14 protein-coding genes are annotated in these 23,936 nt (G+C 63.9%); 13 read left to right on the forward strand and 1 reads right to left on the reverse strand.

The window, feature by feature from the left end; translation table 11 throughout:
• Positions 1 to 2: 2 nt before the first annotated feature.
• From VQ071_RS02600 to VQ071_RS02620, 5 genes are read left to right on the forward strand one after another with little or no spacing between them, the layout of a single operon-like run.
• Complete coding sequence (locus tag VQ071_RS02600) at positions 3 to 785, forward strand: glucosamine-6-phosphate deaminase (protein WP_340512280.1); 783 nt, start codon at positions 3 to 5, stop codon at positions 783 to 785.
• The gene (locus VQ071_RS02605) at positions 782 to 1,990 is read left to right on the forward strand and encodes an N-acetylglucosamine-6-phosphate deacetylase (protein WP_340512281.1); all 1,209 of its coding nucleotides are present in this window, start codon (positions 782 to 784) and stop codon (positions 1,988 to 1,990) included. Before VQ071_RS02600 ends, VQ071_RS02605 begins: the two co-directional genes overlap by 4 nt.
• On the forward strand, positions 1,987 to 2,838 hold the full coding sequence (locus VQ071_RS02610) for a sugar phosphate isomerase/epimerase family protein (RefSeq protein ID WP_340512282.1): 852 nt from the start codon (positions 1,987 to 1,989) through the stop codon (positions 2,836 to 2,838). Before VQ071_RS02605 ends, VQ071_RS02610 begins: the two co-directional genes overlap by 4 nt.
• 17 nt (positions 2,839 to 2,855) lie before the next feature.
• A complete protein-coding gene (locus tag VQ071_RS02615; protein WP_340512283.1) occupies positions 2,856 to 3,764 on the forward strand; it encodes a helix-turn-helix domain-containing protein in 909 nt (302 codons plus the stop codon).
• 4 nt (positions 3,765 to 3,768) lie between these two features.
• Positions 3,769 to 4,848, forward strand: a complete 1,080-nt coding sequence (locus VQ071_RS02620; RefSeq protein WP_340512284.1) for a Gfo/Idh/MocA family protein — start codon at positions 3,769 to 3,771, stop codon at positions 4,846 to 4,848.
• 1,181 nt (positions 4,849 to 6,029) lie between these two features.
• Here VQ071_RS02620 and VQ071_RS02625 read toward each other — a convergent pair.
• A complete protein-coding gene (locus tag VQ071_RS02625; protein WP_340512285.1) occupies positions 6,030 to 7,103 on the reverse strand; it encodes an SIS domain-containing protein in 1,074 nt (357 codons plus the stop codon).
• Positions 7,104 to 7,280: 177 nt separating this feature from the next.
• On the opposite strand from VQ071_RS02625, the gene VQ071_RS02630 reads away from it, so the two are divergent.
• From VQ071_RS02630 to VQ071_RS02665, 8 genes are all read left to right on the forward strand, one after another.
• On the forward strand, positions 7,281 to 8,147 hold the full coding sequence (locus VQ071_RS02630) for a class II fructose-bisphosphate aldolase (protein WP_340512286.1): 867 nt from the start codon (positions 7,281 to 7,283) through the stop codon (positions 8,145 to 8,147).
• Complete coding sequence (locus VQ071_RS02635) at positions 8,144 to 9,073, forward strand: 1-phosphofructokinase family hexose kinase (RefSeq protein WP_340512287.1); 930 nt, start codon at positions 8,144 to 8,146, stop codon at positions 9,071 to 9,073. The genes VQ071_RS02630 and VQ071_RS02635 overlap by 4 nt, the downstream gene beginning before the upstream one ends.
• 117 nt (positions 9,074 to 9,190) lie before the next feature.
• Positions 9,191 to 9,973, forward strand: coding sequence for a DeoR/GlpR family DNA-binding transcription regulator (locus tag VQ071_RS02640; RefSeq protein ID WP_340512288.1), 783 nt, complete (start codon positions 9,191 to 9,193; stop codon positions 9,971 to 9,973).
• A gap of 168 nt (positions 9,974 to 10,141) precedes the next feature.
• Positions 10,142 to 11,152 (forward strand): Gfo/Idh/MocA family protein, encoded by a 1,011-nt coding sequence (locus tag VQ071_RS02645; protein ID WP_340512289.1) that lies wholly within the window; start codon positions 10,142 to 10,144, stop codon positions 11,150 to 11,152.
• Between the two features lie 62 nt (positions 11,153 to 11,214).
• A complete protein-coding gene (locus VQ071_RS02650; RefSeq protein ID WP_340512290.1) occupies positions 11,215 to 12,444 on the forward strand; it encodes a Gfo/Idh/MocA family protein in 1,230 nt (409 codons plus the stop codon).
• A 32-nt stretch (positions 12,445 to 12,476) separates the two neighbouring features.
• Positions 12,477 to 13,268, forward strand: a complete 792-nt coding sequence (locus VQ071_RS02655) for a M55 family metallopeptidase (RefSeq protein ID WP_340512291.1) — start codon at positions 12,477 to 12,479, stop codon at positions 13,266 to 13,268.
• Positions 13,269 to 13,571: 303 nt separating this feature from the next.
• The gene (locus tag VQ071_RS02660; protein WP_340512292.1) at positions 13,572 to 21,173 is read left to right on the forward strand and encodes a fibronectin type III domain-containing protein; all 7,602 of its coding nucleotides are present in this window, start codon (positions 13,572 to 13,574) and stop codon (positions 21,171 to 21,173) included.
• A 212-nt stretch (positions 21,174 to 21,385) separates the two neighbouring features.
• The gene (locus VQ071_RS02665; protein ID WP_340512293.1) at positions 21,386 to 23,932 is read left to right on the forward strand and encodes a beta-mannosidase; all 2,547 of its coding nucleotides are present in this window, start codon (positions 21,386 to 21,388) and stop codon (positions 23,930 to 23,932) included.
• The last annotated feature ends 4 nt before the right edge of the window (positions 23,933 to 23,936 follow it).

The raw sequence follows: 23,936 nt of genomic DNA on the forward strand, positions 1-23,936 counted from the left end.
ACATGGCGATCATGCAGCAGCCGGTGAGACAGCAATCGGCGGACGATCTGAAGGTCCGGGTGTATCGAACCCGCGGCGAGATGGGCGCGGCGGCCGGGGCGGACGTCGCCGCCAGAATCAAAGGGCTGCTCGCGACGAAGCGGACGATCCGCATGGTTTTCGCGGCAGCCCCGTCGCAGAACGAAACGCTGGATGCGCTTGCAGCGGATCCGGATATCGATTGGTCCCGCATCACTGCTTTTCATATGGATGAATATCTCGGGCTGCCTGCGGGCGCTCCTCAAGCCTTCGGGCGATATCTGCAGGGCAGACTGTTCGACAAGGTGAAGCCGGGTACCGTCCATCTGATCGACAGCACGGGCGACAGCAATGCGGAATGCCGCCGGTATGCGGCGCTGCTCGGCGCGGAGCCGATCGATATCGTCTGCCTCGGGATCGGGGAGAACGGGCATATCGCGTTCAACGATCCGCCGGTCGCCGACTTCGCAGACCCGCAGCTGATCAAGCCGGTCGAGCTCGACGAGGCGTGCAGGCGGCAGCAGGTGAACGACGGCTGCTTTTCCAGTCTGGACGCCGTGCCGACCCATGCGCTGACGCTGACGGTGCCGGCGCTGCTCGCCGGCGCGCATCTGTTCTGCGGCGTCCCCGGTCCCACCAAGCGGCAGGCGGTCGCCCGGACGCTGAGCGAGCCGGTCGCGACGGCTTGTCCGTCCACGATTCTCCGGCGGCATCCGGACTGCACGCTGTACGTGGATCTCGATGCGTTCGGGGAGGCGGGACGATGATCGTCAAGGCGCTCCACTATCGCACGGGAGAGCCTGTGGCGATCGAAGTCAAGGCGGGGAGAATCGCGCGGATCGTACCCGCCGAGGCCGATTCTCCGGAGCGGGACGCGCTGCCGTACGCGGCGCCGGGCCTGATCGATCTGCAGATCAACGGCTTCGCCGGCTACGACTTCAACCGGCTGCCGATCTCGCCCGAGCTGCCCGGGACGGTCGTGCGCGAGCTGTGGCGGGAGGGCGTGACCGGCAGCTATCCGACCGTCGTCACGAACGACTCGAAGGCGATCGCGACTCAACTCGCGGCGATCGCCGAAGCCTGCGAGCGGGATGCGGCCGCGGCCGCAGGCATCGCGGGCATCCATCTGGAAGGGCCGTTCATCTCGCCCGAGGACGGCGCGAGGGGCGCGCACAGCCTGGACTATGTGCGGGCGCCCGACTGGGAGCTGTTCTGCAGATGGCAGGAGGCGGCGGGCGGGCGTATCGCCATCCTCACGCTGTCCCCGGAATGGGAGGGCAGCGCCGGCTTCATCCGCCGCTGCACGGACAACGGCGTCACCGTCTCCATCGGCCATACGGCGGCCACGCCGGAGCAGATCAGGGAAGCGGTCGCGAGCGGCGCGCGTATGTCGACGCACTTCGGCAACGGCGCCCATCTGATGCTGCCCCGCCATCCGAACTACCTCTGGGAGCAGCTGGCCCAGGACGAACTGTGGAGCTGCCTGATCGCGGACGGCTTCCATGTGCCGGACCAGGTGCTGCAGGTCGTCCTCAAGGTGAAGGGACCGAAGGCGATGCTCGTCAGCGACGCCGTGTACCTGAGCGGCATGCCACCCGGCGAATATACGACGCATATCGGCGGCCGCGTCGTCCTGACGCCGCAAGGCCGGCTCCATCTGGCGGAGCAGGAGCGGCTGCTGGCCGGATCGGCGCAGATGCTGCTGTGGGGCATCCGGCAGATGACGGACCGCGGCATCGCGAGCCTGGCGGACGCGTGGGACATGGCGTCGGTCCGGCCGGCCGGATTCATGGGGCTGCCTGCGGCGGCGGGATTGTCCGCAGGCGCGCCGGCGGACTTCGTATTGTTCCGCAGCGCCGGCGGCGAGCTTCGCATCGAAGAGACCGTCAAGGCGGGCGAGCGCGTCTATCGGGACGAGCACGGTCGGGCGAGCGATGGGCGTTTTCATACAGAACAGGGGGAACGACAATGAAATTCGCGGCATTCAGCGGCGTATTGATCGAGTACAGCATACAGGAAGCGATGCATCTGACGAAGAAGCTTGGTATGGACGGGATCGAGATCGCGGCGCGCGAGCCTCATATCTCCCCGTCCAGCAGCATGGCGAGAGTCAGGGAGGTCAAGGCGCTCTCCGACAGTCTGGCGCTCCCAATCCCCGTGCTGGCCAGCTACATCGGCGGCTTCTCCGACGCAAGCGACAGTGAGGCGAAGAGCTTTCTCGACGAGTTCAAGCGGCTGCTCGAGATTGCGGGCGTGCTGGGTACGGGCATGATCCGCGTCTTTCCCGGCGGGCCCAATGCCTTCATGGCGCAGGATTATCACTACGCAAAGGCTGCATACTGGATGAACTTGTTCGCGGAGGAAGCCAAGAAGCATCAGGTGAACATCCTCGTGGAGATCCATAACGACTCGCTCGTCGAGACGGTGGACAGCAGCCTGCGCCTGCTCGGCATGATCGAGAGCGACAATATTGGAATGATCCACGATGCGGGCAATATGTACATTACAGATACCGATTACGGCCGCGAGTCCGTCCTGCAGCTGGGACGCCATCTGATGCATGTCCATGTGAAGGATGAGCTCCGCGTCGCAGAGCTGGGCGCGCCCGGCACGTTCGCGAGCACGACCCGCCACGGCCGGGAGCTGTTCCTGCAGAGCCGTCTGGGCGAAGGCGGAGCCGATCACAAGCCGCTGTTCGATGCGCTGCGCGAGACCGGTTATTCGGATTGGGTGACGCTGGAATGTCATGCGCCGTTCCCGGCGTACGAGCGGCTGGAACATGACTTCGAGGTGGTTCGCAGACTCATCGCTTCGGCCTAACGACAGGTGGTGGTTTCATGAGCGAAGACTTGGAGATTCCGTATTATCAGAGCCGGACGCAGCTGAACAGGGATTTTCCATTTAAAATATTCCGATACTCCAGCCCGCTCCTGAAGCAGAGCCTGCACATGCACGACTACGTCCAGATCGCCTATGTCCGCAGAGGGATGTGCAACCACCAGATGCTCGGCAAGTCGCTGACGGTCAGCCAGGGCGATCTGTTCATCATCGCGCCGGGCACGGGTCACAGCATCAGCGCGATCGAGGACCAGCCGTTCGAGCTGATTCTGACGGACTTCTCGCCGGAGCTGCTGGAGGGCCAGCTGGGGCCGATGGAGGATGCGCTGAGGAGATATCTGACACCGGGACCGGCTTCGGCGCCGCATGCCTGGCTGCATGTCGGCAAGCATCGGCAGCCGCTCGTCGTGCAGCTGCTTCAAGATTTGCAGGACGAGTACGAGCACAAGGAAGTCGGCTACGAGTACGCGATCCGGCTGGCCCTGCTCAAGCTGCTGATGGTGGCGGACCGCGAATACCGGGCCATCCAGCGCAAGCCGAGCCGGCGGTCCGAATCGGAAGGCCGGGAGCCGATCGAGCAGGCGCGCCGGTACGTCCACGACAATTACAGCCAGGATATCCCGCTCGAGCACGGCGCTTATATCGCGAATATGGCGCCGGCTTATTTCAGCCATATGTTCAAGCAGGTGACGGGACAATCGTTCATCGACTACGTGAACGAGATTCGCATCGAGCGGGCCAAGGAGCTGATCCGGCGCCAGTCGCTGACGATCACGCAGATCGGATTCCAGGTCGGCTACCGCCACCTGAGCCACTTTATCCGCACCTTCAAGAAGCGTACGGGCATCACGCCTACGGACTACAAAAAAGCATTCGGCGACATGGCCGAAACGGAAGAGAGAGGGTAAACATATGAACGCAACCCCATTGAAGGTCGGCATCATCGGACAAGGCCGCAGCGGCCGCGACATTCACGGCAGCCTGCTCGTGCGGCTCCCCGACCAATACCGCATCGTCGCGATCGCCGATTCCATCCCCGAGCGTCAGACGCGCGCCAGAGAGGAATACGGCTGCAACACGTACGGAACATGGGAAGAGATGGCGGCGAGCGAGCAGCTCGATCTGGTCGTCAACGCGTCGCCGAGCCATCAGCATTTTCCGATCACGCTCGAGCTGCTGAAGCGGGGCTTCAACGTGCTGTGCGAGAAGCCGCTGGCCAAAACCCCCGACGAGGTCGATCAGCTGATCGAAGCTTCCAAGCGGTCGGGCAAGCTGCTCGCCGTCTTCCAGCAGTCCAGGTACCATCCCGCGTTCCAGCAGATCCGCCAGGTGATCGAGTCAGGCGTACTCGGACGCATCGTGCAGGTGAGCTTCGACATGAACGGGTTCGCGCGGCGCTGGGACTGGCAGACGCTTCAGAGCAACAACGGCGGCAACCTGATGAATACGGGCCCGCATCCGGTCGATCAGGCGCTCCAGCTGTTCGGCACCGACACGCTGCCGCAGATTACGTGCATCATGGACCGGGCCAATACGTTCGGGGATGCGGAGGACTACGTCAAGCTGCTCATGCGGGGGCCCGGCCGTCCGACCATCGATATCGAGATCTCGTCCTGCTGCGCCTATCCGCAGGATTCCTTCAATATTCAAGGCACGAACGGCGGCCTGCACGGCAGCCCGGATCATCTGGAGTGGAAGTACTTCAAGTCCGAGGAAGCGCCGGTGCAGCAGCTCGTGAAGGAGCCGCTGTTCAATGCGGCGGGGCTGCCGGCATACTGCAACGAGGAACTGACCTGGCATAGCGATTCCTGGTCGATGGCGCTGCCCGCAGGCCAGAGCTTGTTCGGCTATATGACCGAGAAGCTGTACCTGATGCTGCACCGCTCGCTGACGGAGGGTGCGCCGCTGGAGATCACGCCGGAGCAGGTGCGTCAGCAGATGTGGGTGATGGAAGAATGCAGGCGGCAGAATCCGCAGATTTACAGCGCATAGGTAAGTGGATTTGGACAGGGGTTGTCCCGGCGGGCTATTCATGCTGGCTGGGACAGCTCTTTTTTTGCGTATAACCACCAAAGCCACTTTGGCTCTCCGGCGCATCGCCACCCCGCAAGAAGTCTCGGATAGGACTACTTTCGCCCCCGGGCGCATCGACACCCCCCAAGCAGTCTCGGATAGGACTACTTTTGCCCTTCGGCGCATCGACACTCCGCAAGAAGTCTCGGATAGGACTACTTTTGCCCGCCGGCGCATCGCCACCCCGCAATAAGTCTCGGATAGGACTACTTTGGCCCGCCGGCGCAACGACACCCCGCAAGCAGTCTCGGATAGGACTACTTATGCCCTCCGTCGTATCGACACCCCGCAAGCAGTCTCGGATAGGACTACTTTTGCCCTCCGTCGCATCGCCACCCCGCAAGTAGTCTCGGATAGGACTACTTTGGCCCGCCGGCGCAACGACACCCCGTAAGCAGTCTCGGATAGGACTACTTTGGCCCTCTGGTGCATCGACACCCCGCAAGTAGTCTCGGATAAGACTACTTTTGCCCTCCGGCGCATCGACACTCCGCAAGAAGTCTCGGATAAGACTACTTTTGCCCTCCGGCGCAACGACACCCCGCAAGCAGTCTCGGATAGGACTACTTTGGCTCTCCGTCGTATCGACACCCCGCAAGCAGTCTCGGATAAGACTACTTTTGCCCTCCGGCGCATCGCCACTCCGCAAGCAGTCTCGGATAGGACTACTTTGGCTCTCTGGTGCAACGAAACCCCGCAAGCAGTCTCGGATAGGACTACTTTGGCTCTCCGGCGCATCGCCACCCCGTAAGAAGTCTCGGATAGGACTACTTTCGCCCTCCGGCGCATCGACACCCTGCAAGCAGTCTCGGATAGGATTACTTTGGCTCTCCGGCGCATCGACACCCCGTAAGCAGTCTCGGATAGGACTACTTTCGCTCTCCGGCGCATCGCCACCCCGCAATAAGTCTCGGATAGGACTACTTTGGCCCTCCGTCGCATCGCCACCCCGCAAGTAGTCTCGGATAGGACTACTTTGGCCCGCCGGCGCATCGCCACCCCGCAAGGCAGTCTCGGATAGGACTACTTTTGCCCTCCGACTGGCCCGAATGACAAAAGAAGCTCCAATCGGAGCTTCTTCGGCCCGCGACTCGTCCGCTTCAGAGCTCGACCCAGGCGACCAGGCCGTCCGGGCTGTCGGGGTCGATGCCCTTGCGTTCGGCGCGGCTGAGCGCGGCGATCTGCGGCAGAAAGAGAAACGGGATACCCTGCGCCGCAGGATCGAGCGGCCGGCTGGAGAAGGCGGCATAGTCCGCAAGCGCCGCTGCCTCGGCGTCGGCCTCGTCGGCGTAGACGATGACGGACGCGCCCCTGCGCTTCAGATCGCGAAGCAGATTGTGCCGATGGTTCGCCCTGCCCTCTGCTCCGTGCCGCGCCCCGCCGCCGTCGCCGGATATGGCCGCGATGACGAGCGTGTCCGGCCCGACGACGACCATCGGCCCGTGGCGGACGTCGAGCAGATGATACGACTGGGCCTGCACGGCTGCGATCTCGGTCAGCGCGATCGCGCCCTCGCTCGCGAGGCCCTTCAGCTCGCCGTCGGCCAGCACGACTGTCTGCGTCCAATCGAACCCCGCCGCCTGGCGGATACGCGGCTCGGTCCGCGCCATGAACGCTTCGCCATCCCCAATGGCCGCATCGATCGATGCGACCAGCGCTTCGTCGCCGCCGAGGAAGGCGGCGATCAGCAGGTTGGCCGCATACAGATTGATCACTGTGCGGGTCTGGCAGACGCTGGCGTCGAATGCCCAGGGCAGCTCCAGCGCCAGATCGGCCTCCGCCGACAGCGGGGAGCCTGCGACGCAGGAGATGGCCAGCAGCGGGACATGCCCCGCGCAGCGCAGCTGCCGGACGGCCTCGACGATCTCTGTCGTGCTGCCGGATCGGGACGGCGCGACCAGCAGGGTGCCCGTCAGCGCTGAGCGGTAGCGTTCGCCGTTCAATAGCATGTCGCCGCCCGCGAATGCCTGCGCAGTCATCCCCGCGCGGAGCCGGACAGACAAAGCGGCCGACTCGCAGAGACAATAGCTGGAGCCGCACCCGATAAAGGTCAGCGAGGCAGGCCCGAGCTCCTTTACAAACGCTTCAATCCGTTCCCGCTCGCTTAGCATATATTCGTAGGTTCGGCGCAATGCCGCATATTGCTGCTTGATCTCCCGGTAAGTCAAGCTCATGAGAGCAAACCTCCATATTGTGAATTATACGATCATAATAATTTAATAAAATGACAATTACAATCATTTAATGATTGAAAAAATCATAGTAGTTCTCTATATTAAAGACATAACGTCATGGAGACCCACACGCAAGCGAACGCAAACATCATTCAAGCAGGCCGGGAGGGACCAGTCATGCCTCTAACTTCGACGACGGCGATGCTGCGCCACGCGAGAAAACACGGGTACGCCGTAGCGGCTTTTAACGTTCATACGCTCGAGATGATGCAGGCGGTCGTGGATGCCGCCATCGAGAGCGACGCCCCGCTCATTATCCAGACGACCGTAGGCACCGTACAGCATCTGGGCGCCGACTACATCGCCGCCGCGGCCGGTGTGGCCGCGAGCCGGACGCGCCTGCCGATCGGACTCCATCTCGACCATTGCACAGATTACAACGTCATCGTCAGATGTATCCGCGCGGGATATACCTCCGTCATGATCGACGCGTCGATGCATCCGTACGAGGATAACGTGGCGCGCACGGCCAGCGTCATCTCGGTTGCCGCGGCGGTCGGCGTCAACGTAGAGGCCGAGCTCGGCAAGGTGGGCGGCGTGGAGGACGACATCGTGGTCGAGACGCGCGACGCGCTGCTGGCGGACCCGGAGGAATGCGTGGCGTTCGTCGCGCGCACGGGGGTCGACACGCTGGCGCCGGCCATCGGCACCGCGCACGGCATTTACAAGGGCGACCCGGATATCGACTTCGACCGGATCGCCCGCATCGCCGGCAGCGTCGACGTCCCGCTGGTGCTGCACGGCGGCTCCGGCATCCCGGCCGACCAGGTCAGGCGGGCAGTCGGACTCGGCATGGCGAAGATGAACATCGCCACCGAGCTGCGCATCGCGTTCTCGGAAGCCATCAGGCGCGTATTCGAGGAGCGTCCGGGGGAGAACGATCCCCGCAAGTACATGGTGCCGGCCAAGGAAGCGGTCAAGCGTCTGGCGCTCGACAAGATAACGCTGTGCGGCTGCGCCGGACGGGGCGGTGAGGCGGTGTGATCGTCACGGTCACGTTGAATGCCGCCGTCGACAAAACCTACTATGTGTCCGGGTTCGCGGCGGGCGCCGTGCAGCGGGTCAGACAGCAGATCGCCGAGCCCGGGGGAAAAGGAAACAATGTCGCCAAGATCGTCCGGCTGCTCGGCGGCGAAGCGGTCGCGACCGGGTTCGCGGCGGGAGGCGCGGGCGCCTTCATCGAGGAGCGGCTCGCGGCGAGAGGCATCCGCACCGCCTTCGTGCGTATCCCGGGCGAGTCCCGCACCTGCCTCAACATCGTCGACGAGACGAGCGGCGGCTCGACGGAGCTGCTGGAGGAGGGACCGGCGGTTGGGGAAGCTGCGCTCGCGGAGGTCAAGGACGTCATCGGCCGGCTGGGCGCCCAGGCGAGCGTCGTCGTCTTGTCCGGCAGCTTGCCCGCAGGTACGCCGGCGGACTTGTACGCGGAGCTTGTCGGCATCGCGGCATCAGCGGGGGCGCGCGTCTACCTGGACGCGAGCGGCGAAGCGCTGGCGCTCGGCATCGGAGCGCGGCCGGATCTGATCAAGCCGAACGAAGAGGAGCTCGCCCGGCTGGTCGGCCGCAAGCGTATTGAGGGGGCGCTGCTGGCGCAGACCGCAGCGATGCTGCATGGCCGGGGCGTGCGCCAGGTGTGCGCGACGCAGGGGAGCCGGGGCGCCGTCGCCTGCATGGACGGCGTCTTGTACCGCGTCATCGCGCCGGCCGTCGCGGCAGTCAGTACCGTCGGCTGCGGCGACGCCTTCGTCGCCGGGATGGCCTATGCCGACGAGCAGGGGCTGCCGGCCGAGGAGCGGCTTCGCTTGGCGGCGGCAGCCGCTGCAGCTGCTGCCATGACCGACAGGGCGGGCGAGCTCGACCTGTCCGTCTGCGAGCGGCTGCTGGACCGCGTGAAGGTCTCGCCCCTGTAGCACAGGCGCCGCAGCGCTGCACTCCCGCATGCGAAGGCAGCGCCATTGTTGCAATCCGAACGACTTCTCCTGCACAATGTAGAAAAATACGCGGAAGACGGGCGGAGGAGACGGTATATGGAAGCGACGTCGAAGGGCGAGGCGCGCAGGGCAAAGCTGCTGGAGCTGATCAAGGCCAGCGGGAGGCTGTCGATTCAGGAGATTACGGGCGCGCTGCAGTGCTCTGAAGCGACCGCGAGGCGCGATCTCGATCTGCTGGAGCGGTCCGGACCGATTATCCGGACAATCGGGGGTGCCGTCTATGAAGGGGCGCCGGCGCAGGCGGCAGCCGAGCTGCCTTTTGCGGACAAACGGCAGGCCCAGCTGCAGGAGAAGGAGCGCATCGCGGAGACGGCGGCAGCGCTCGTGTCGGAGGGAGACGTCATCTGCCTGACCGGCGGGACGACGACATTCCTCATCGCGCGCGCGCTCAAGGCCCGGCGCAACATCACCATCGTCACCAACGCGGTCAATATCGCCTGCGAGCTGGCGGACGCGGAGGATGTCCAGGTCGTCGTGGTCGGCGGCGTCATGCGGGCCAAGAGCTACGAGCTGATCGGGCCGCTCGCCGAGATCGTCGCGGAGCGCATCAATATCACCAAGATGTTCCTCGGCGTGGACGGCGTATCGGAGACGCACGGATGGACGATGCATGCGGAGTTGGAAGTCCGGATCGCGCAAATTCTGATCCGGCGCTCGGGCGAGGTGTTCCCGGTATTCGACGACAGCAAACTGGAGAAGACGGCTCTATTCACCATCATGCCGCTGGCCGATGCGACCGGCATCATCACGAACCGCCGGCCGGAGGGCTGGCTGGAGAAGGCTTGCAGGGAGCATGAGATTGCCGTACACGTGCCCTGATCGTGCGTAGTGAGCGTGCGTCGCGGGCATGCGTCGTGAGCATGCGCCGTGAGCGTTCGTCGTGAGCATGCGCCGTGAGCGTTCGTCGTGAGCAGGCGTCGTGGGCATGCATCGCGAACATGCGCCGTGAACGGCATTGAACGATAGCAACGATAGAGGGGCGAGACCATGGAGCGACCGGCGTTCTCGATCATCGGCTGCCAGCACGGGCATCTGATCAGGCTCATGGATGATCTGCTGGGCATGGGCTACCGGTGTACGGGCATCTACGAAGAGGCGGGCGAGGATATGATGCTGGCGCGGCTGCTGGCGAACAGGTACGACGTCCCGCTGCTCGGCCATATTGCCGAAGCACTGACCCACGACGTGCGTCTGGTCGGCTGCGCGGCGGTCAACAGCCGCAAGATCGGCATCGCGGAGCTGTGCGAGGAGCGCGGCAAGGCGATCATGTTCGACAAGCCGGCGGTGACGTGCAGGGACGGTCTCGACCGGCTGGGCGGCATCGTCGGGCGCGGCCGGATCGAGGTCGGCATGCTGCTGACCCAGCGGTTCGGCCCGGCGGTATACACGCTGAAGCAGCTGCTCGACGAAGGCGCGCTCGGGCGGCTCCTATCGCTCGGCATTCGCAAGCCCCACCGGCTGAGCGCCGACGGACGGCCGCGATGGTTTTTCGACCGGGAGCTGTCGGGCGGCATCATCCAGGACCTGCTCGTGCACGATCTCGACCTGCTCCGCTGGCTGACGAACGGTGAGATCGCCGACTGTCAGGGCTATCTCGTCAAGCGGACGATGCCGGAGCATCCCGGCTTTTACGACGTCGCCCAATTGAACGTGAGGATGGAGAGCGGCGCGATCGCCCAATTGTACGCCGACTGGCATACGCCGGAGCGGCACTGGACATGGGGCGACGGACGCATCTTCGCCGTCGGCACGGCGGGCACTGCGGAGCTGCGGCTGCAGGGAGACCCGCTGATCGCCAGGGGAGCGATGCTGCTCATGTCCGAGCCGTCCGGCGAGCTGAGGAGCGTGCCGCTGCGCCAGGCTCCGGTCGGCGTCACGGGAGATTTCCTGAACCGGCTGGAGGGCCTGCCGTCCGCGCTCACCGGCGCGGACATATGGGCCGCCTCGCGCGCGGCCGTAGAGGCGGACGAGCGGGCGGAGCGAATCTGCTGCGTGTAGCATTCAGCAAGCGCATTCTTTGGCGGCGGCCATAGGCCGCCGGGGAGAGGGAGGGGAAGCGGATGTCCAAGCGCACGGCGCTTCTGATCGGAGCGGGGGGCTTCGGCCGGGTTCATCTGAATGAATTGGTTCGCTTGTCGGACGAGGGCTTGCTCGAATTGGCCGCCGTGAGCGACGTACGGCTGCCAGACAATGCGGCGGCCGTCATGGCGGAGCGCGGCATCCGGCACTATGCCGATTACCGGGAGATGCTGGCCGGGGAGTCCGGCGCGGACTTTGTCATCGTCTCCACGCCGATCCCGCTGCATGTCCCGATGAGCGTCGACGCGATGGAGGCGGGCTATCATGTGCTGCTGGAGAAGCCACCGGCCGCCGTCATCCAGGACGTCGATCGGATCGCCGCGGCTGCCGGGCGGACCGGCAGGCTATGCGCCGTCAACTTCATGGCGCCGTCCCCGAAGGCGCTGGCGCTCGTCGAGCGCACGGTCGCCTCCGGCGAGCTCGGCCGGATTCGCTGCATCAAGGCGATCGCGCTGCTGCGGCGAACGGCCGCCTATTACGGCCGCACGCCCTGGGCCGGCAAGCTGTCGGCGAACGGCGCGCTCGTGCTGGACGGCGCATTCCACAATCCGGCCGCTCACCTGCTCTACAGCATGCTGAAGCTCGCCGAGACGGCTGCCGGCGCGCTCGACAGACAGACGGAGCCGCTGCGCGTCACGGCGGAGATGTATCACGCCAATCAGATCGAGAGCGACGATACGTCCGCGATGCGCATCGAGATGAGCGACGGCACGCCGCTCTGCTATTATGTCACGCTCTGCGCGCGGGAGACCGAGACGCAGCGCATCCGCATCGAGGGCACCGAGGGCGCGCTGGAGTGGGATTACGGCGATCAGGTGCGCGTCTGGCGATACGGATTGGGGAAAGCGCATGATTGTGCGGAGGGCGGCATGCTCGAGCGCCGGTATCGGAATCTGATCCGCGCCATCGACGGCGAAGACGACCGGCTCGACGTCTCGCTGGCGTCGACGAGACGGTTCGCGCTCGCCGCGAACGGCGCCTTCGAATCGTCGGGGACGGTCCGGACGATTCCGGACGCCTTCGTCACGCGTTCGGCGGCGGAGGATATGCCGGGCGCCTACATTCACGGCATCGAAGCCGATATCAAGGCGGCGTATGCCGCCGGCAAGCTTTTCTCGGAGCTGGGCGTGCCGTGGGCCGTTCCCTCGGAGCCCTTCGAGCTCGAAGCCTACCGGCATTTTCCGCAGCGGTTCAACGCGGCCGGAATCTAGCGCTCTCGCAGCGCCCACAGGGAGGAAGCGCGATGCGATTTTACGTCAGCGTGGACATGGAAGGTATCGCCGGCATTGTTTTCAAGGAGCAACTCTATCGCAATGAGGCTCTTTATGCGGAGGCGCGCAGTCTGTTGACGGACGAGGTCAATGCCGTCGTAGAAGCGCTCGTCGAGGCGGGCGCAACCGAGATCATCGTCAAGGACGCGCATGGCTCGGGCTTCAATCTGCTGCTCGAGCGTCTGCATCCCGCCGCTGTCTGCGCCATCGGCGCGCTGCCGTTGTCCAACCGGTTCGCTGGTCTTCATGCGGGCTTCGACGGTGCGCTGCTGATCGGCTATCACGGCATGGCGGGCACGCGAGAGGCGATACTGGAGCATACGTTCAGCTACGCGGACATTTACGGCATCGAGTTCAACGGAGCGCCGATCGGCGAGATCGGCATAGACGCGCTCCTGTTCGGGCTGCACGGCGTGCCTGTCGTGTTCGTATCCGGAGACGACAAGACCTGCGCCGAAGCCGAGCGGCAGCTCGGAGCCGTGTTTACTTACGAGACGAAAAAAGGAATGGGCAGGTATGCGGGACTGCTCAAGGCGCCGCAGCGGGTGCGCGCGGAAATCGGCGCGTCCGTCAGGGAGGCGGTGCGCCGCAGGGCGGAATGCGTGCCGTACGCGGTGCCGGGTCCGTACGAGATGAAGATTACGTATACGAGCACGGGCCTGGCCGACGCGCACGCCTCGGCAGATGCGGAGCGGTTGGACGGCCGCACCTACCGGCTCCAGGACGACGATCTGCACCGGCTGATTATCAGAACCTTCGCCTGATCGCTACCGCTTCGCCTGCCTCGTACGAGAGGCAGGTTTTTTGTTATGGCGTCATAGGCTTCCGTCGCGCAATTTGTATGAAAATGTCCGGGTATAAGACAAGTTAGGCTCGTGGTACGCATGCAGCATGTGTGACAACTTAGAGGTAGAAGTGCCGGCAACGAGACTGGGGGTTACGATGCGCTTCGGGGATTGGACATTAACGTTACGGAGGAGGAAGAATTGAAGACGCCCGCAGATCGGATTGATGTGATCGGATTCGGCATTTAACGCAAGACCATTCGATGAAAAGGATGTGTCAGCATGCTGTCGATCGTCAAGAAATCTGGATTTACCTTACTTATCGCCGCTCTGATTTCCGCCCCGCTTACTTATGCTCCTGCATCCAAAGCTTATGCCGATCCGGCGGAGACGAACGTCGCGTTCGGTCAGGCGACCGTCACCACGAACGGCATCGTCAAAAACGCCGTATCGCTCGCCAAGCTCGTCGACGGCGACCGGCAGTCGTCCGGCTATGCGCTCATCGACGCGTCCGACGGTCCCAAGTGGGTCCAGCTCGATCTCGGCGAATCGTTCGACGTCACCCGCGTGAACGTGCTCAACGATTGGGGCGCGGCCGCCTCGGAGCCGAGGACCGGCAGGGATATCATCGTCCAACTGTCCAACGACCCTTCTTATGCAAGCGGTGTCACGACGATCTTCAACAACGATAGTGACAATACGGCCGGCCAGGGCGCCGGGACCGACGCCGCCTATCTGGAGCCGACCGACGGCAGCGGCAAGACCTTGACGCTCTCCGCGGCGGTGAATGCGCGTTATGTCCGGTCATGGGCGAACGGCCATACACGTTCCTCGAACGGATCGGTCCAGACCGTCAACACGCCTGTCGAGCTGGAGGTATACGCCGCCGTCCCCGCGACGAATACGTCGCTGCCGAGCGCCGTCGGCCTGGCTGCGGGCAGTCCGACGGTGAACAGCGTCACGCTGTCCTGGACCAGCCCGGGACCGTCGGCGGTCAGCGGCTACGACATCCGCTATTCGACTTCGCCGATCACGAGTGCCAACTGGGACAACGGGGCGGTCGTCAAGCGGGTGACCGGCGAGCCGGCCCCGGCAGCATCGGGGACGACCCAGAGCAAGACGGTGAAGGGGTTGCCATCCGGCACGACGCTGTACTTCGCGATGAAGACGGTGGGCAGCTCGGGCCAGGTATCGTCCCTGTCAACCTCCGTCTCGTCGGCAACGCTGCCGGTCGCGAATATTGCGCTCGGCAAGGCCGTCACGACGAACGGCGAGATCAGCTCCAGCGGGCAGCCGATCTCCGCTCTGACAGACGGCGTGAAGACACGGGACAAATACGCGCTCTACAGCGTGGCGGACGGTCCCAAGTGGGCGCAGCTCGATCTGGGGATGGCATACGACGTCGCCCGGATCAATATCCGCAACGACTGGGGGGCATCCGCCGATGTGTATCGGTACGCCCGCGACATCGTCGTCCAGCTGTCGAACGACGCGAGCTTCGCGAGCGGCGTCGTCACCGTATTCAATAACGACGGTGACAACAGTGCCGGCCTGGGCGCAGGGTCGGACGCCGAGTATACGGAGCCGGCGGACGGCAGCGGCAAAGACATCAATCTCGCCGATACGGTCAGCGCGCGTTATGTCCGCTACTGGGCGAACGGACATGTCCGGGTCAATGGCGCGGTCAACACCGTGAATACGCCCGTCGAGGTCGAAGTATACGCGGACCCGCAGGACAGCTCTCCGCCTGCCGCCGTGACCAACCTTGCCAGCACGCATGTGTCCTGGCAGTCCATCTCGCTGAGCTGGACGGCGCCGGGCGGCGACGGCAATACCGGGACCGCGGTCTCCTACGATCTGCGGTACTCGACCAGCGCGATCAATGCGTCGAACTGGTCCTCCGCGACGCCGGTATCCGGCGTACCCGCGCCCAAGACTGCCGGCAGCGCCGAAGCCTTCACGATCGCCGGGCTGACGCCGGGCACGACGTATTACGTCGCGCTGCGAGCGAAGGACCTGGTCAACCTGGCACCGCTCTCGAACGTCGTGACCTTCACGACGCCGGCCACCGACGCCGTGCCGCCGGCCAGCATCGCCGACCTGCAGGCGACGCAGGCGATGTTCAAGTCGGCCAGACTGACATGGACGTCTCCGGGCGACGACGGCGCGGTCGGCAAGGCTGCGAGCTATGACGTACGCTATTCGACGTCGCCGATCACGCTGTCCAACTGGGCATCGGCGACGCAGGCCGAAGGCGAGATGCCGCCGTCGACCGCAGGCACGACTGCGTCTTTCAAGGTGACGGAGCTGACGGCTGGCGTTACCTATTACTTTGCAGTCCGGACGACGGACGCCGTAGGCAACGTCTCGGGACTGTCCAACGTCGCCTCCGCCACGATCGCGACGCCGACGGCGGACGCCGTCACGGTAACTTCGCTCAGCGCGCTGCAGACGGCGATCAACGGCGCGCCGGCCGGCGGCCGCGTCATCACGCTGGCGGCGGGTACCTACAACCAGTCGACGACGATCAATATTACGGGCAAGAACAATATCACGATCCAGGGCGCCGGCAGCAATTATACCGCGACGGTCGTGAAGGGGCCGGGCATCAACAACAGCGCCATGGACATCAATTTCAAGGTCAACGACGCCGATTATGTCACATTCAAGAACATGACGATTCAGGATTCCTATTATCATGCCATCCAGGTCAATCAGGGCTCTAAGTACTTCCATGCCGACGGCTTGAAGACGTGGGACAACGGAGAAGGCGGGTTCAAGACGACCTTCGACAGCAACGGCTACACCGATTACGGCATCATCGAGAACTCGCTGATCGGCTACACCACGAGCGGCATGCGCAGCGTCGTGGAAGGCATCGACCTGATCGCCTCCAGGGGCTGGATCATCCGCGGCAATCGCGTCGAGAACGCCAAGACGTCGAATAACGGCGGCGGCTACGGCATTTTCGCCAAAGGAAATTCCATCGACACGGTCTTCGAGAACAACGTAATCGTAGGCAGCTTCATCGCCTTGTCGTTCGGCGGCGGCGGCACGGGGGCGGCATACTTCCGCAACCAGGACCAGACCTACGAGCACCGCGGCGGCATCATCCGCAACAATGTCGTCTTCGGTACGGTGGATACGGGCGTCTACCTGAACAAGGCCAACAACTACAAGGTGTACAACAACACGATTCTGAACACCGGCTCCGGCGTCGGCGCCATCGAGCCCCGATTCGCGGGGACGAGCGGGGAGGTCCGGAACAACCTGCTCACAGGCACCGTCAAAAACCGCGAAGGCGGCACCTCCGTGGCGAGCAACAACATCACGGGCGCGACGGCGAGCTGGCTGGTCGATCCGGCGAACGGCAACTACCATCTGCATCCGTTCAACGGCATGGCAGCCCGCGATGTCGGCATGACGCTGTCCGACGTGCCGACCGACATGTACGGCAATGCCCGTCCGTACGGCAGCGCGTACGACGTCGGCGCCGACGAGTTCATGCCGAACGAGACGACGCCGCCGGCGACGACGACGAACCTGGCAGCCGGCAGTCCGACCTCGCGCACGTTCACGCTCACGTGGACGGCGCCGGGCGACGACGGCATGACGGGCACGGCGTACGCCTACGATATTCGCTATTCGAACAGCAATATTACGGCCGCCAACTGGGACAGCGCCCAGAAAATTTACGACTCGCCGCAGCCGGCGGTCGGCGGGACGACGCAGACGCTCAAGGTCGAAGGACCGACGGCAGGCGCGACCGTCTACGCCGCGCTGAAGACGATCGACGACCAGGGCAACGTCTCTGGGCTGTCCAACGTGGCTTCCGTCACGATGCAGTCGAGCTCGGCCACCGAGTTCACGCCGTCCGACGACGTGAACTTCGCCGGCGCCGCCGCATACGGCAATTCCACCACCCTCATCATTCAGAACAACGGCAACAGCGTCTACTACGGTTATGTCAAGGCGGATTATTCCGGCTTCGCAGGCACATCGGCGGAGCGCGCGACGCTCAGGATGTTCGTGCAAAACAAACCGAGCAAGACATGGGGCGTCACGGTCACAGGGCTCGAGGACGACGCATGGACCGAGGGCACCATGACCAATGCCAACCGCCCGAGCGAGGCCGGTGCGGTCGATCTGGGCAAGATTATGGTCAGCCAGCCCGGCTGGTACGAATTCGACGTCACGGCGTTCGTGAACGCCCAGATGTCGGATCACACCGTATCCTTCAAGCTGCACGATCCGCTCGTCCAGGCGAGTTCGGTGACCTTCAACAGCACCGAGAACGCCTACAACCGGCCTTATCTCGTCTTGAGCGCGACGGACACGTTCGCGCCGGCGCGGACCGACGACCTCAGGGTTACGGCCAAGACGATGACCAGCGCCACGCTCTCGTGGACGGCGCCCGGCGATGACGGCAATGAGCGTACGGCGACGCAGTACGACATTCGCTACAGCACATCACCGATCACCGCATCGAACTGGAGCAGCGCCACCCAAGCGATCGGGGAGCCGACGCCTCAGGTGGCAGGCACCACGCAGAGCTTCACGGTGCTCGGACTGACGACGGGCGCCACATATTACTTCGCCATGAAGACGCGCGACAACGCCGGCAACGAATCCGACCTCTCGAACACGGTGCAGACCATGCTGGAGTCGACCGTCAATGTCGCGCTAGGCAAGCCGGTCACCACGAACGGTACGGTGACGAGCGGCTCCGTCTCGGCGGTGACGGACGGCACGCGAACCTCGAGCGGGTATGCGCTGATCAGCGTCGCGGGCGGTCCCAAGTGGGTGCAGGTCGACCTCGGCCGCGCTTATGCGATCAGCCGGATCAACGTGCTGAACGACTGGGGCGGCGTCTCGGGCATCGCCAGGACGGGGCGCGATCATATCGTGCAGCTGTCGGACGATCCGACGTTTGCAACCGGCGTCACGACCGTCTTCAACAACGATACGGACAACAGCGCGGGACTCGGCGCGGGCAGCGATGCAGCCTACCAGGAGCCGACCGACGGCTCGGGCAAAAACATCGTGCTGACGACGCCCGTCAGCGCCAGATACGTCAGATCCTGGGCCAACGGGCATGTGCGGGTCACCGGGGAGACGAATCTGGTCAATACGCCCGTCGAGCTTGAGGTGTATGCGGATCCCGGAGATACGACGGCGCCTGGCCAGATCACGGATCTGTCCGCTTCCGGTACGAACTGGAAGTCGACCATTCTGTCGTGGACCGCTCCGGGCGATGACGGCTCGACCGGTACGGCGGCTGCGTACGATATCCGCTACTACACGTCCAGCATTACGGAGAACAATTGGAACGACGCCGTGCAGCTGACGAACGAGCCGGCTCCGGCGCCCGCAGGCACGACGCAGACGCTGGCGGTGACCGGGCTGCCCTCCGGCACGACGCTGTACTTCGCGATGCGGACGTTCGACGAGGTGTCCAACGCCTCGGTCCTGTCCAACGTCGTGACCGTGACGACGGCGGCCAACGATCCGACGCCGCCCGCGGCGATAGCCGATCTGCAGGCGGTGAATCCGGGCGCGCGCAGCGTGCAGCTGACCTGGACGGCGCCGGGCAACGACGGCAACGTCGGCATGGCGGAGGGCTACGACGTCCGGTACTCGACTTCGCCGATCACGACCGAAGCCCATTGGGCTGCGGCGACGCAGGCGGAGGATGAGCTGGCGCAAAAGAGTCCGGGATCGACGATGAAGTACCAGGTCAATCAGCTCCAGACGGGCGTGACCTATTACTTCGCGGTCAGGACGTATGATGACGGGGGCAACTACGGCGGGCTGTCCAACCCTGTCAGCGCGACGACCGCCGTGCCGACGCCGGACAGCGTGACGGTCACGTCGCTGTCCCAGCTGCAGCAGGCGATCGACCAGGCGCCCGCGCAGGGCCGAGTCATCACCCTCGCTGCGGGAACCTACAACCAGACGGCGACGATCAACATTAACGGCAAGAACAACATTACGATTCAAGGCGCGACGTCGAACTACGACGACACGGTCGTCGCCGGTCAGGGCATCGACGCCTCGAGCATGGACATCAACTTCAAGGTCAACGATTCGGACTATGTCACGTTCAAGAACATGACGATCCGCGATTCCTACTACCATGCGATCCAGGTGAACTCGGGGTCGGATTACTTCCGCGCCGATCATCTGAAGACCTGGGACAACGGAGAGGGCGGCTTCAAGTCGACCTCGGGAGGCAGTCTGGATCTGCCTTATACGGACTACGGCACGATCGAGAACTGCTTGATCGGCTATACCGCAGGCGGCAAGCGCGGCTCCGTGGAAGGCGTCGACCTGATCGCCTCCAAGGGCTGGATCATCCGGGGCAACACGTTCCAGAACGCGAAGAAGGCCGGCGGCGTCGCCTATGCCTTTTTCGCCAAAGGCAATTCCATGGATACGATCGTCGAGAACAACGTGTTCAAGAACAGCTCCATCGCCATGTCGTTCGGCGGCGGCGGTACCGCTGCGCAGTATTTCCGCAACGGAGATACTTCGCTTGAGCACCGCGGCGGCATCATGCGCAACAATGTCGTGTACGTCACGGAAGACGCGGGCGTCTACATGAACAAGGCATCCGGCTTCAAGGTGTACAACAACACGATTCTGGGCGTACCGTCGGGCGTAGGCGCCGTGGAGTCCAGGTTCGCGGGAAGCAGCGGCGACGTGCGCAACAATCTGATGGACAAAGCGGTGAAGCTGCGCGACGGCGGCACGGCTACCAGCAGCAACAATATTACGAACGGCACCGCAAGCATGCTGGTCAATGCGGCCGCCGGCGACTATCACTTGAACGCGGCCACCGCCTCGGCGGCGATCGATACCGGGTACGCGCTGCCGGTCGACGTGCCGTTCGACATGGACGGCCAGCCGCGGCCGTCGGGCTCGGCCTACGACATCGGCGCCGACGAACTCAGCCTGGCGCCGGCTGCGCCGACCGGCCTCACGGCCAGCCTGGTCAGCGGCAGCGTCCAGCTGGCATGGAATTCCGTGTCCGGCGCGACCGGCTACACGGTGAAGCGCGCGACGGTCGCAGGCGGCCCGTACACGAGCTTGGCCACGGGCATTACGACCAATGCGTACACCGACAGCACGGCTTCGCCGGGCGCGACCTACTATTACACTGTCGCCGCCGCGAATGCGTCCGGCACGGGACCGAATGCCGCCGAAGCGTCCGTCACGATACCGCTCGCGGCGCCGACCGGCGTCACGGCGACAGGCGGCAGCGGCACCGTCAACCTCAGCTGGACGGCATCTCCCGGCGCGACCGGCTACAACGTGAAGCGCAGCACCGTGAGCGGAGGGCCGTACAGCATCGTCGCACCGAGCGTCACCGGTGTCGTCTACGGCGATACGTCCGTCACCAACGGGACGACGTATTATTACGTCGTCAGCGCGCTCGGCGCTGGCGGCGAGAGCGCTGACTCCGCGCAGGTGTCGGCCACGCCTTCGAGCGGCGCGGCGCTGAGCCGTACGGGCTGGACCGCGACGGCGTCGTCTACGACTTATTCGCCCTCCCTCGCCATCGACGGCAACGCGTCCACCCGCTGGTCGAGCAGCGGGGCGCAGGCCGTCGGCAGGTATTATCAGGTCAATATGGGTTCGGCCAAGACGTTCAACAAGATCACGCTTGACTCTACAGGCGGCAACGATTATCCCCGCGCCTTCGAGGTGTACGTCTCCTCGGACGGCACGAACTGGGGCACCGCCGTCGCCAGCGGTACGGGCAGCGGCAATGTGCAGACCGTCACCTTTCCGACGCAGACGGCGCAGTACATCAAGGTCGTGCTGACCGCGGCGGCATCGCCATGGTGGAGCATCTACGAGTTCAACGTGTATGAGCCTTAATTAGTCCTTCGTCCGAAGACCGCCGCGACTGCCCGATTTCAGGGCGGCTGCGGCGGTTTTTTTGGTCGCGACAGGCTGGCCGGAGGAGGATAAAAGTTACTCAGTAAAAGCCAGCATTGACTTGTTTATAAAGCACGTCTTCCTCTCTAACATGGTAGGTAGCTACAAGGACAATAAAGCGGTTCGCAGCAGAGACCGGGAAGGAATGGGCGATGACACCGATCAAGACGCAGACTGTCCGGCTCGACCGGGATTGGAAGGTTCAGGCGTACGACGGCAGGGAGGCTATCCCGGATGCCGTGCACCGGCACGACTTCGACGACGCGGAGTGGCTGGCGATCGAGGTGCCGGGCGATGTGCACGCCGCGCTGCTGGCGCATGGGCGAATCGAGGACCCCTACTATTCGACGAACGATCAGGCCTGCCTGTGGGTCGAGAAAAAAACGTGGGTGTACCGTACCGTATTCGACAGTCCGGAGGGGAAGGAGACCGCCGGGGTGCTGCTTGAGCTGGAGGGGCTCGACACGCTCGCAGAGGTGTTCGTGAACGGAGAATCCGTCGCCGTGTCGGACAATATGTTCCTCCCGCTCGCGGTCGAGCTCTCGGGCAAGCTGAAGGATCGCGGCAACGTGCTCGTCGTCCGCTTCGATCCCGTCGTCGAATACGCGGCTAAGCAGGACGTGTCCCGGTTCTGGGCCAAGATCAATTACGAGCGGATCTGGCTGCGCAAGTGCGCGACCAATTTCTCGTGGGACTGGAGTCCGCGTATCGTGACCGTCGGCATCTGGAAGGAAGCGCGCCTCAAGGTCGTCCACGCGGCGAGGCTCGAGCATCTGCACTTCAAGACGCTGTCGATCGGACCGGACCGGGCCGAGGTAGAGGTCGAAGCCGAGGTGCGGCACCGCTGCTCCGACATGCGGCTGACGGCGGAGACGATCCTGCGCGGCCGGGACGGCGAAGTGCGTCACGAGACGGAGGTGACGGACGGCAGAATCAAGGTGCGGTTCACGGTGGACCAGCCTGCGCTCTGGTGGACCTTCGATCACGGAGAGCCCTTCTTGTACGCGCTTACCGTCAATCTCAAGGCGGACGGCGCGATCGTGGATACGGCGACCGAGGAGGTCGGCATCCGCACGATCGAGGTCAGTCTCCGCTCGGAGAGCGGAAGTCCCCGGTTCACGTTCATGCTCAACGGCAAGCCGATCTATGCCAAGGGCGGCAACTGGATCCCTGCCCACAACTTCATCGGGGCCGTCCCGGACGAGCGATACGAAGATCTCGTCACGCTCTCCCGGGAAGCCAATATGAACATGCTGCGCGTATGGGGCGGCGGCGTCTACGAGAAGGCGGCGTTCTATCGGGCCTGCTCGAGGCAGGGGCTTCTCGTATGGCAGGACTTCATGTTCTCGTGCAGCGAGGTGCCGGATTACGACGAGGCGTACATGGCAAGCGTGCGCAAGGAGATCGTCGCCAATGTGAAGGCGCTGCGCAGCTATCCCTGCATCGCGATCTGGGCGGGCAACAACGAGAGCCAGGCGATACACAGCGAAAAAATGCGCTACCGCAGCGACACGCGCTTCTACGGCGCAAAGATCTACCACGAAATGATGCCCGAGCTGCTGGAGAAGCTCGATCCGACGCGGCTGTACTGGCCGAGCTCGCCGTGGGGCGGCAACGATCCGAACGGCTTCGACGAGGGGGATACGCACAATTGGGCCGTGTGGGCCGGAGACGTCTACCCGCGCCATTACGGCGAAGGCTTCAAGATGGACGTATCCCCATACGGCATCTCCTACAGGAGATACGCGGACGATACCTCCAAGTTCAGCAGCGAGTTCGGCATTCACGGCAGCACGGTGAAGGAGACGCTGCGGCGCACGATCCCGGAGGGCGAGCTGTATTACGGCAGCTTCGAGGTGGATTACCGCAACAAGGACTTCGAGCCGGAAAAGGCGACCATCACGATGGCGGGCTATACCGGACTGCCGCGGGACCTGGACGAATATATCGACTTCTCCATGCTGTGCCAGGCGGAAGGGCTGAAGTTCGGCGTCGAGCACTTCCGCAGGCGCAAGCCGGAGAACAGCGGATCGCTGATCTGGCAGCTCAACGACTGCTGGCCGGGCATCAGCTGGAGCATGATCGACTATTATTTGTTCCCCAAGGCTTCCTATTACTACGCGCGCCGGTTCTTCCATCCGCTGCTGCTGTCGTTCAAGGAGGACGGGGGCCGGATCTCCGTCTGGATGACGAACGACAGCTACGAGCAATACGAGGACACGATCACGGTCGGCGTGCGCAATAGCTTCGGCCATCCGATCTACGAGCAGACCTTCGAGGTGCGCGTCGCGCCGAATTCCTCGGCGCAGATCGTCGAATATTCGGCGGAGGAGGCAGAGTGGCGCCTTGGCGTCATCAACAAGCGGGCGCACTTCATGTTCGCACGCAGCGCGCGGGACGACGTCTACGACAATCATTTCTTTTTTGCCGAGCACAAGGAGCTGCGGTTCGGTCCTTGCCGGCTTCAGGTCTCGTACGAAGAGCGGCCCGAAGGGATTGTCGTCTCGATCGAGACGGATACGTTCGCCCGCTTCGTCAAGCTGGAGTGCCCGGTCGATCACACGATGTTCTCTGACAACTACTTCAATCTGCTGCCCGGCGAGCGCAGGACGGTGCTGGCGACGAACCGCAAGGGAACCGACTTCGCACCCGGAGATATCAGCGTCGGGGCGCTTAATGCCTCTAAAAATCGGACATAAGGAG

Origin of the sequence: Cohnella sp. 56 (genome assembly GCF_037963805.1) — a bacterium.
GTDB lineage: Bacteria > Bacillota > Bacilli > Paenibacillales > Paenibacillaceae > Cohnella.

Excerpts from the sequence above, each read along its gene's own strand:
- VQ071_RS02600 (WP_340512280.1), top strand. The coding sequence starts at position 3 with ATGGCGATCATGCAGCAGCCGGTGAGACAGCAATCGGCGGACGATCTG.
- VQ071_RS02605 (WP_340512281.1), top strand. The coding sequence starts at position 782 with ATGATCGTCAAGGCGCTCCACTATCGCACGGGAGAGCCTGTGGCGATC.
- VQ071_RS02610 (WP_340512282.1), top strand. The coding sequence starts at position 1,987 with ATGAAATTCGCGGCATTCAGCGGCGTATTGATCGAGTACAGCATACAG.
- VQ071_RS02615 (WP_340512283.1), top strand. The coding sequence starts at position 2,856 with ATGAGCGAAGACTTGGAGATTCCGTATTATCAGAGCCGGACGCAGCTG.
- VQ071_RS02620 (WP_340512284.1), top strand. The coding sequence starts at position 3,769 with ATGAACGCAACCCCATTGAAGGTCGGCATCATCGGACAAGGCCGCAGC.
- VQ071_RS02625 (WP_340512285.1), bottom strand. The coding sequence starts at position 7,103 with ATGAGCTTGACTTACCGGGAGATCAAGCAGCAATATGCGGCATTGCGC.
- VQ071_RS02630 (WP_340512286.1), top strand. The coding sequence starts at position 7,281 with ATGCCTCTAACTTCGACGACGGCGATGCTGCGCCACGCGAGAAAACAC.
- VQ071_RS02640 (WP_340512288.1), top strand. The coding sequence starts at position 9,191 with ATGGAAGCGACGTCGAAGGGCGAGGCGCGCAGGGCAAAGCTGCTGGAG.
- VQ071_RS02645 (WP_340512289.1), top strand. The coding sequence starts at position 10,142 with ATGGAGCGACCGGCGTTCTCGATCATCGGCTGCCAGCACGGGCATCTG.
- VQ071_RS02650 (WP_340512290.1), top strand. The coding sequence starts at position 11,215 with ATGTCCAAGCGCACGGCGCTTCTGATCGGAGCGGGGGGCTTCGGCCGG.
- VQ071_RS02655 (WP_340512291.1), top strand. The coding sequence starts at position 12,477 with ATGCGATTTTACGTCAGCGTGGACATGGAAGGTATCGCCGGCATTGTT.
- VQ071_RS02660 (WP_340512292.1), top strand. The coding sequence starts at position 13,572 with ATGCTGTCGATCGTCAAGAAATCTGGATTTACCTTACTTATCGCCGCT.
- VQ071_RS02665 (WP_340512293.1), top strand. The coding sequence starts at position 21,386 with ATGACACCGATCAAGACGCAGACTGTCCGGCTCGACCGGGATTGGAAG.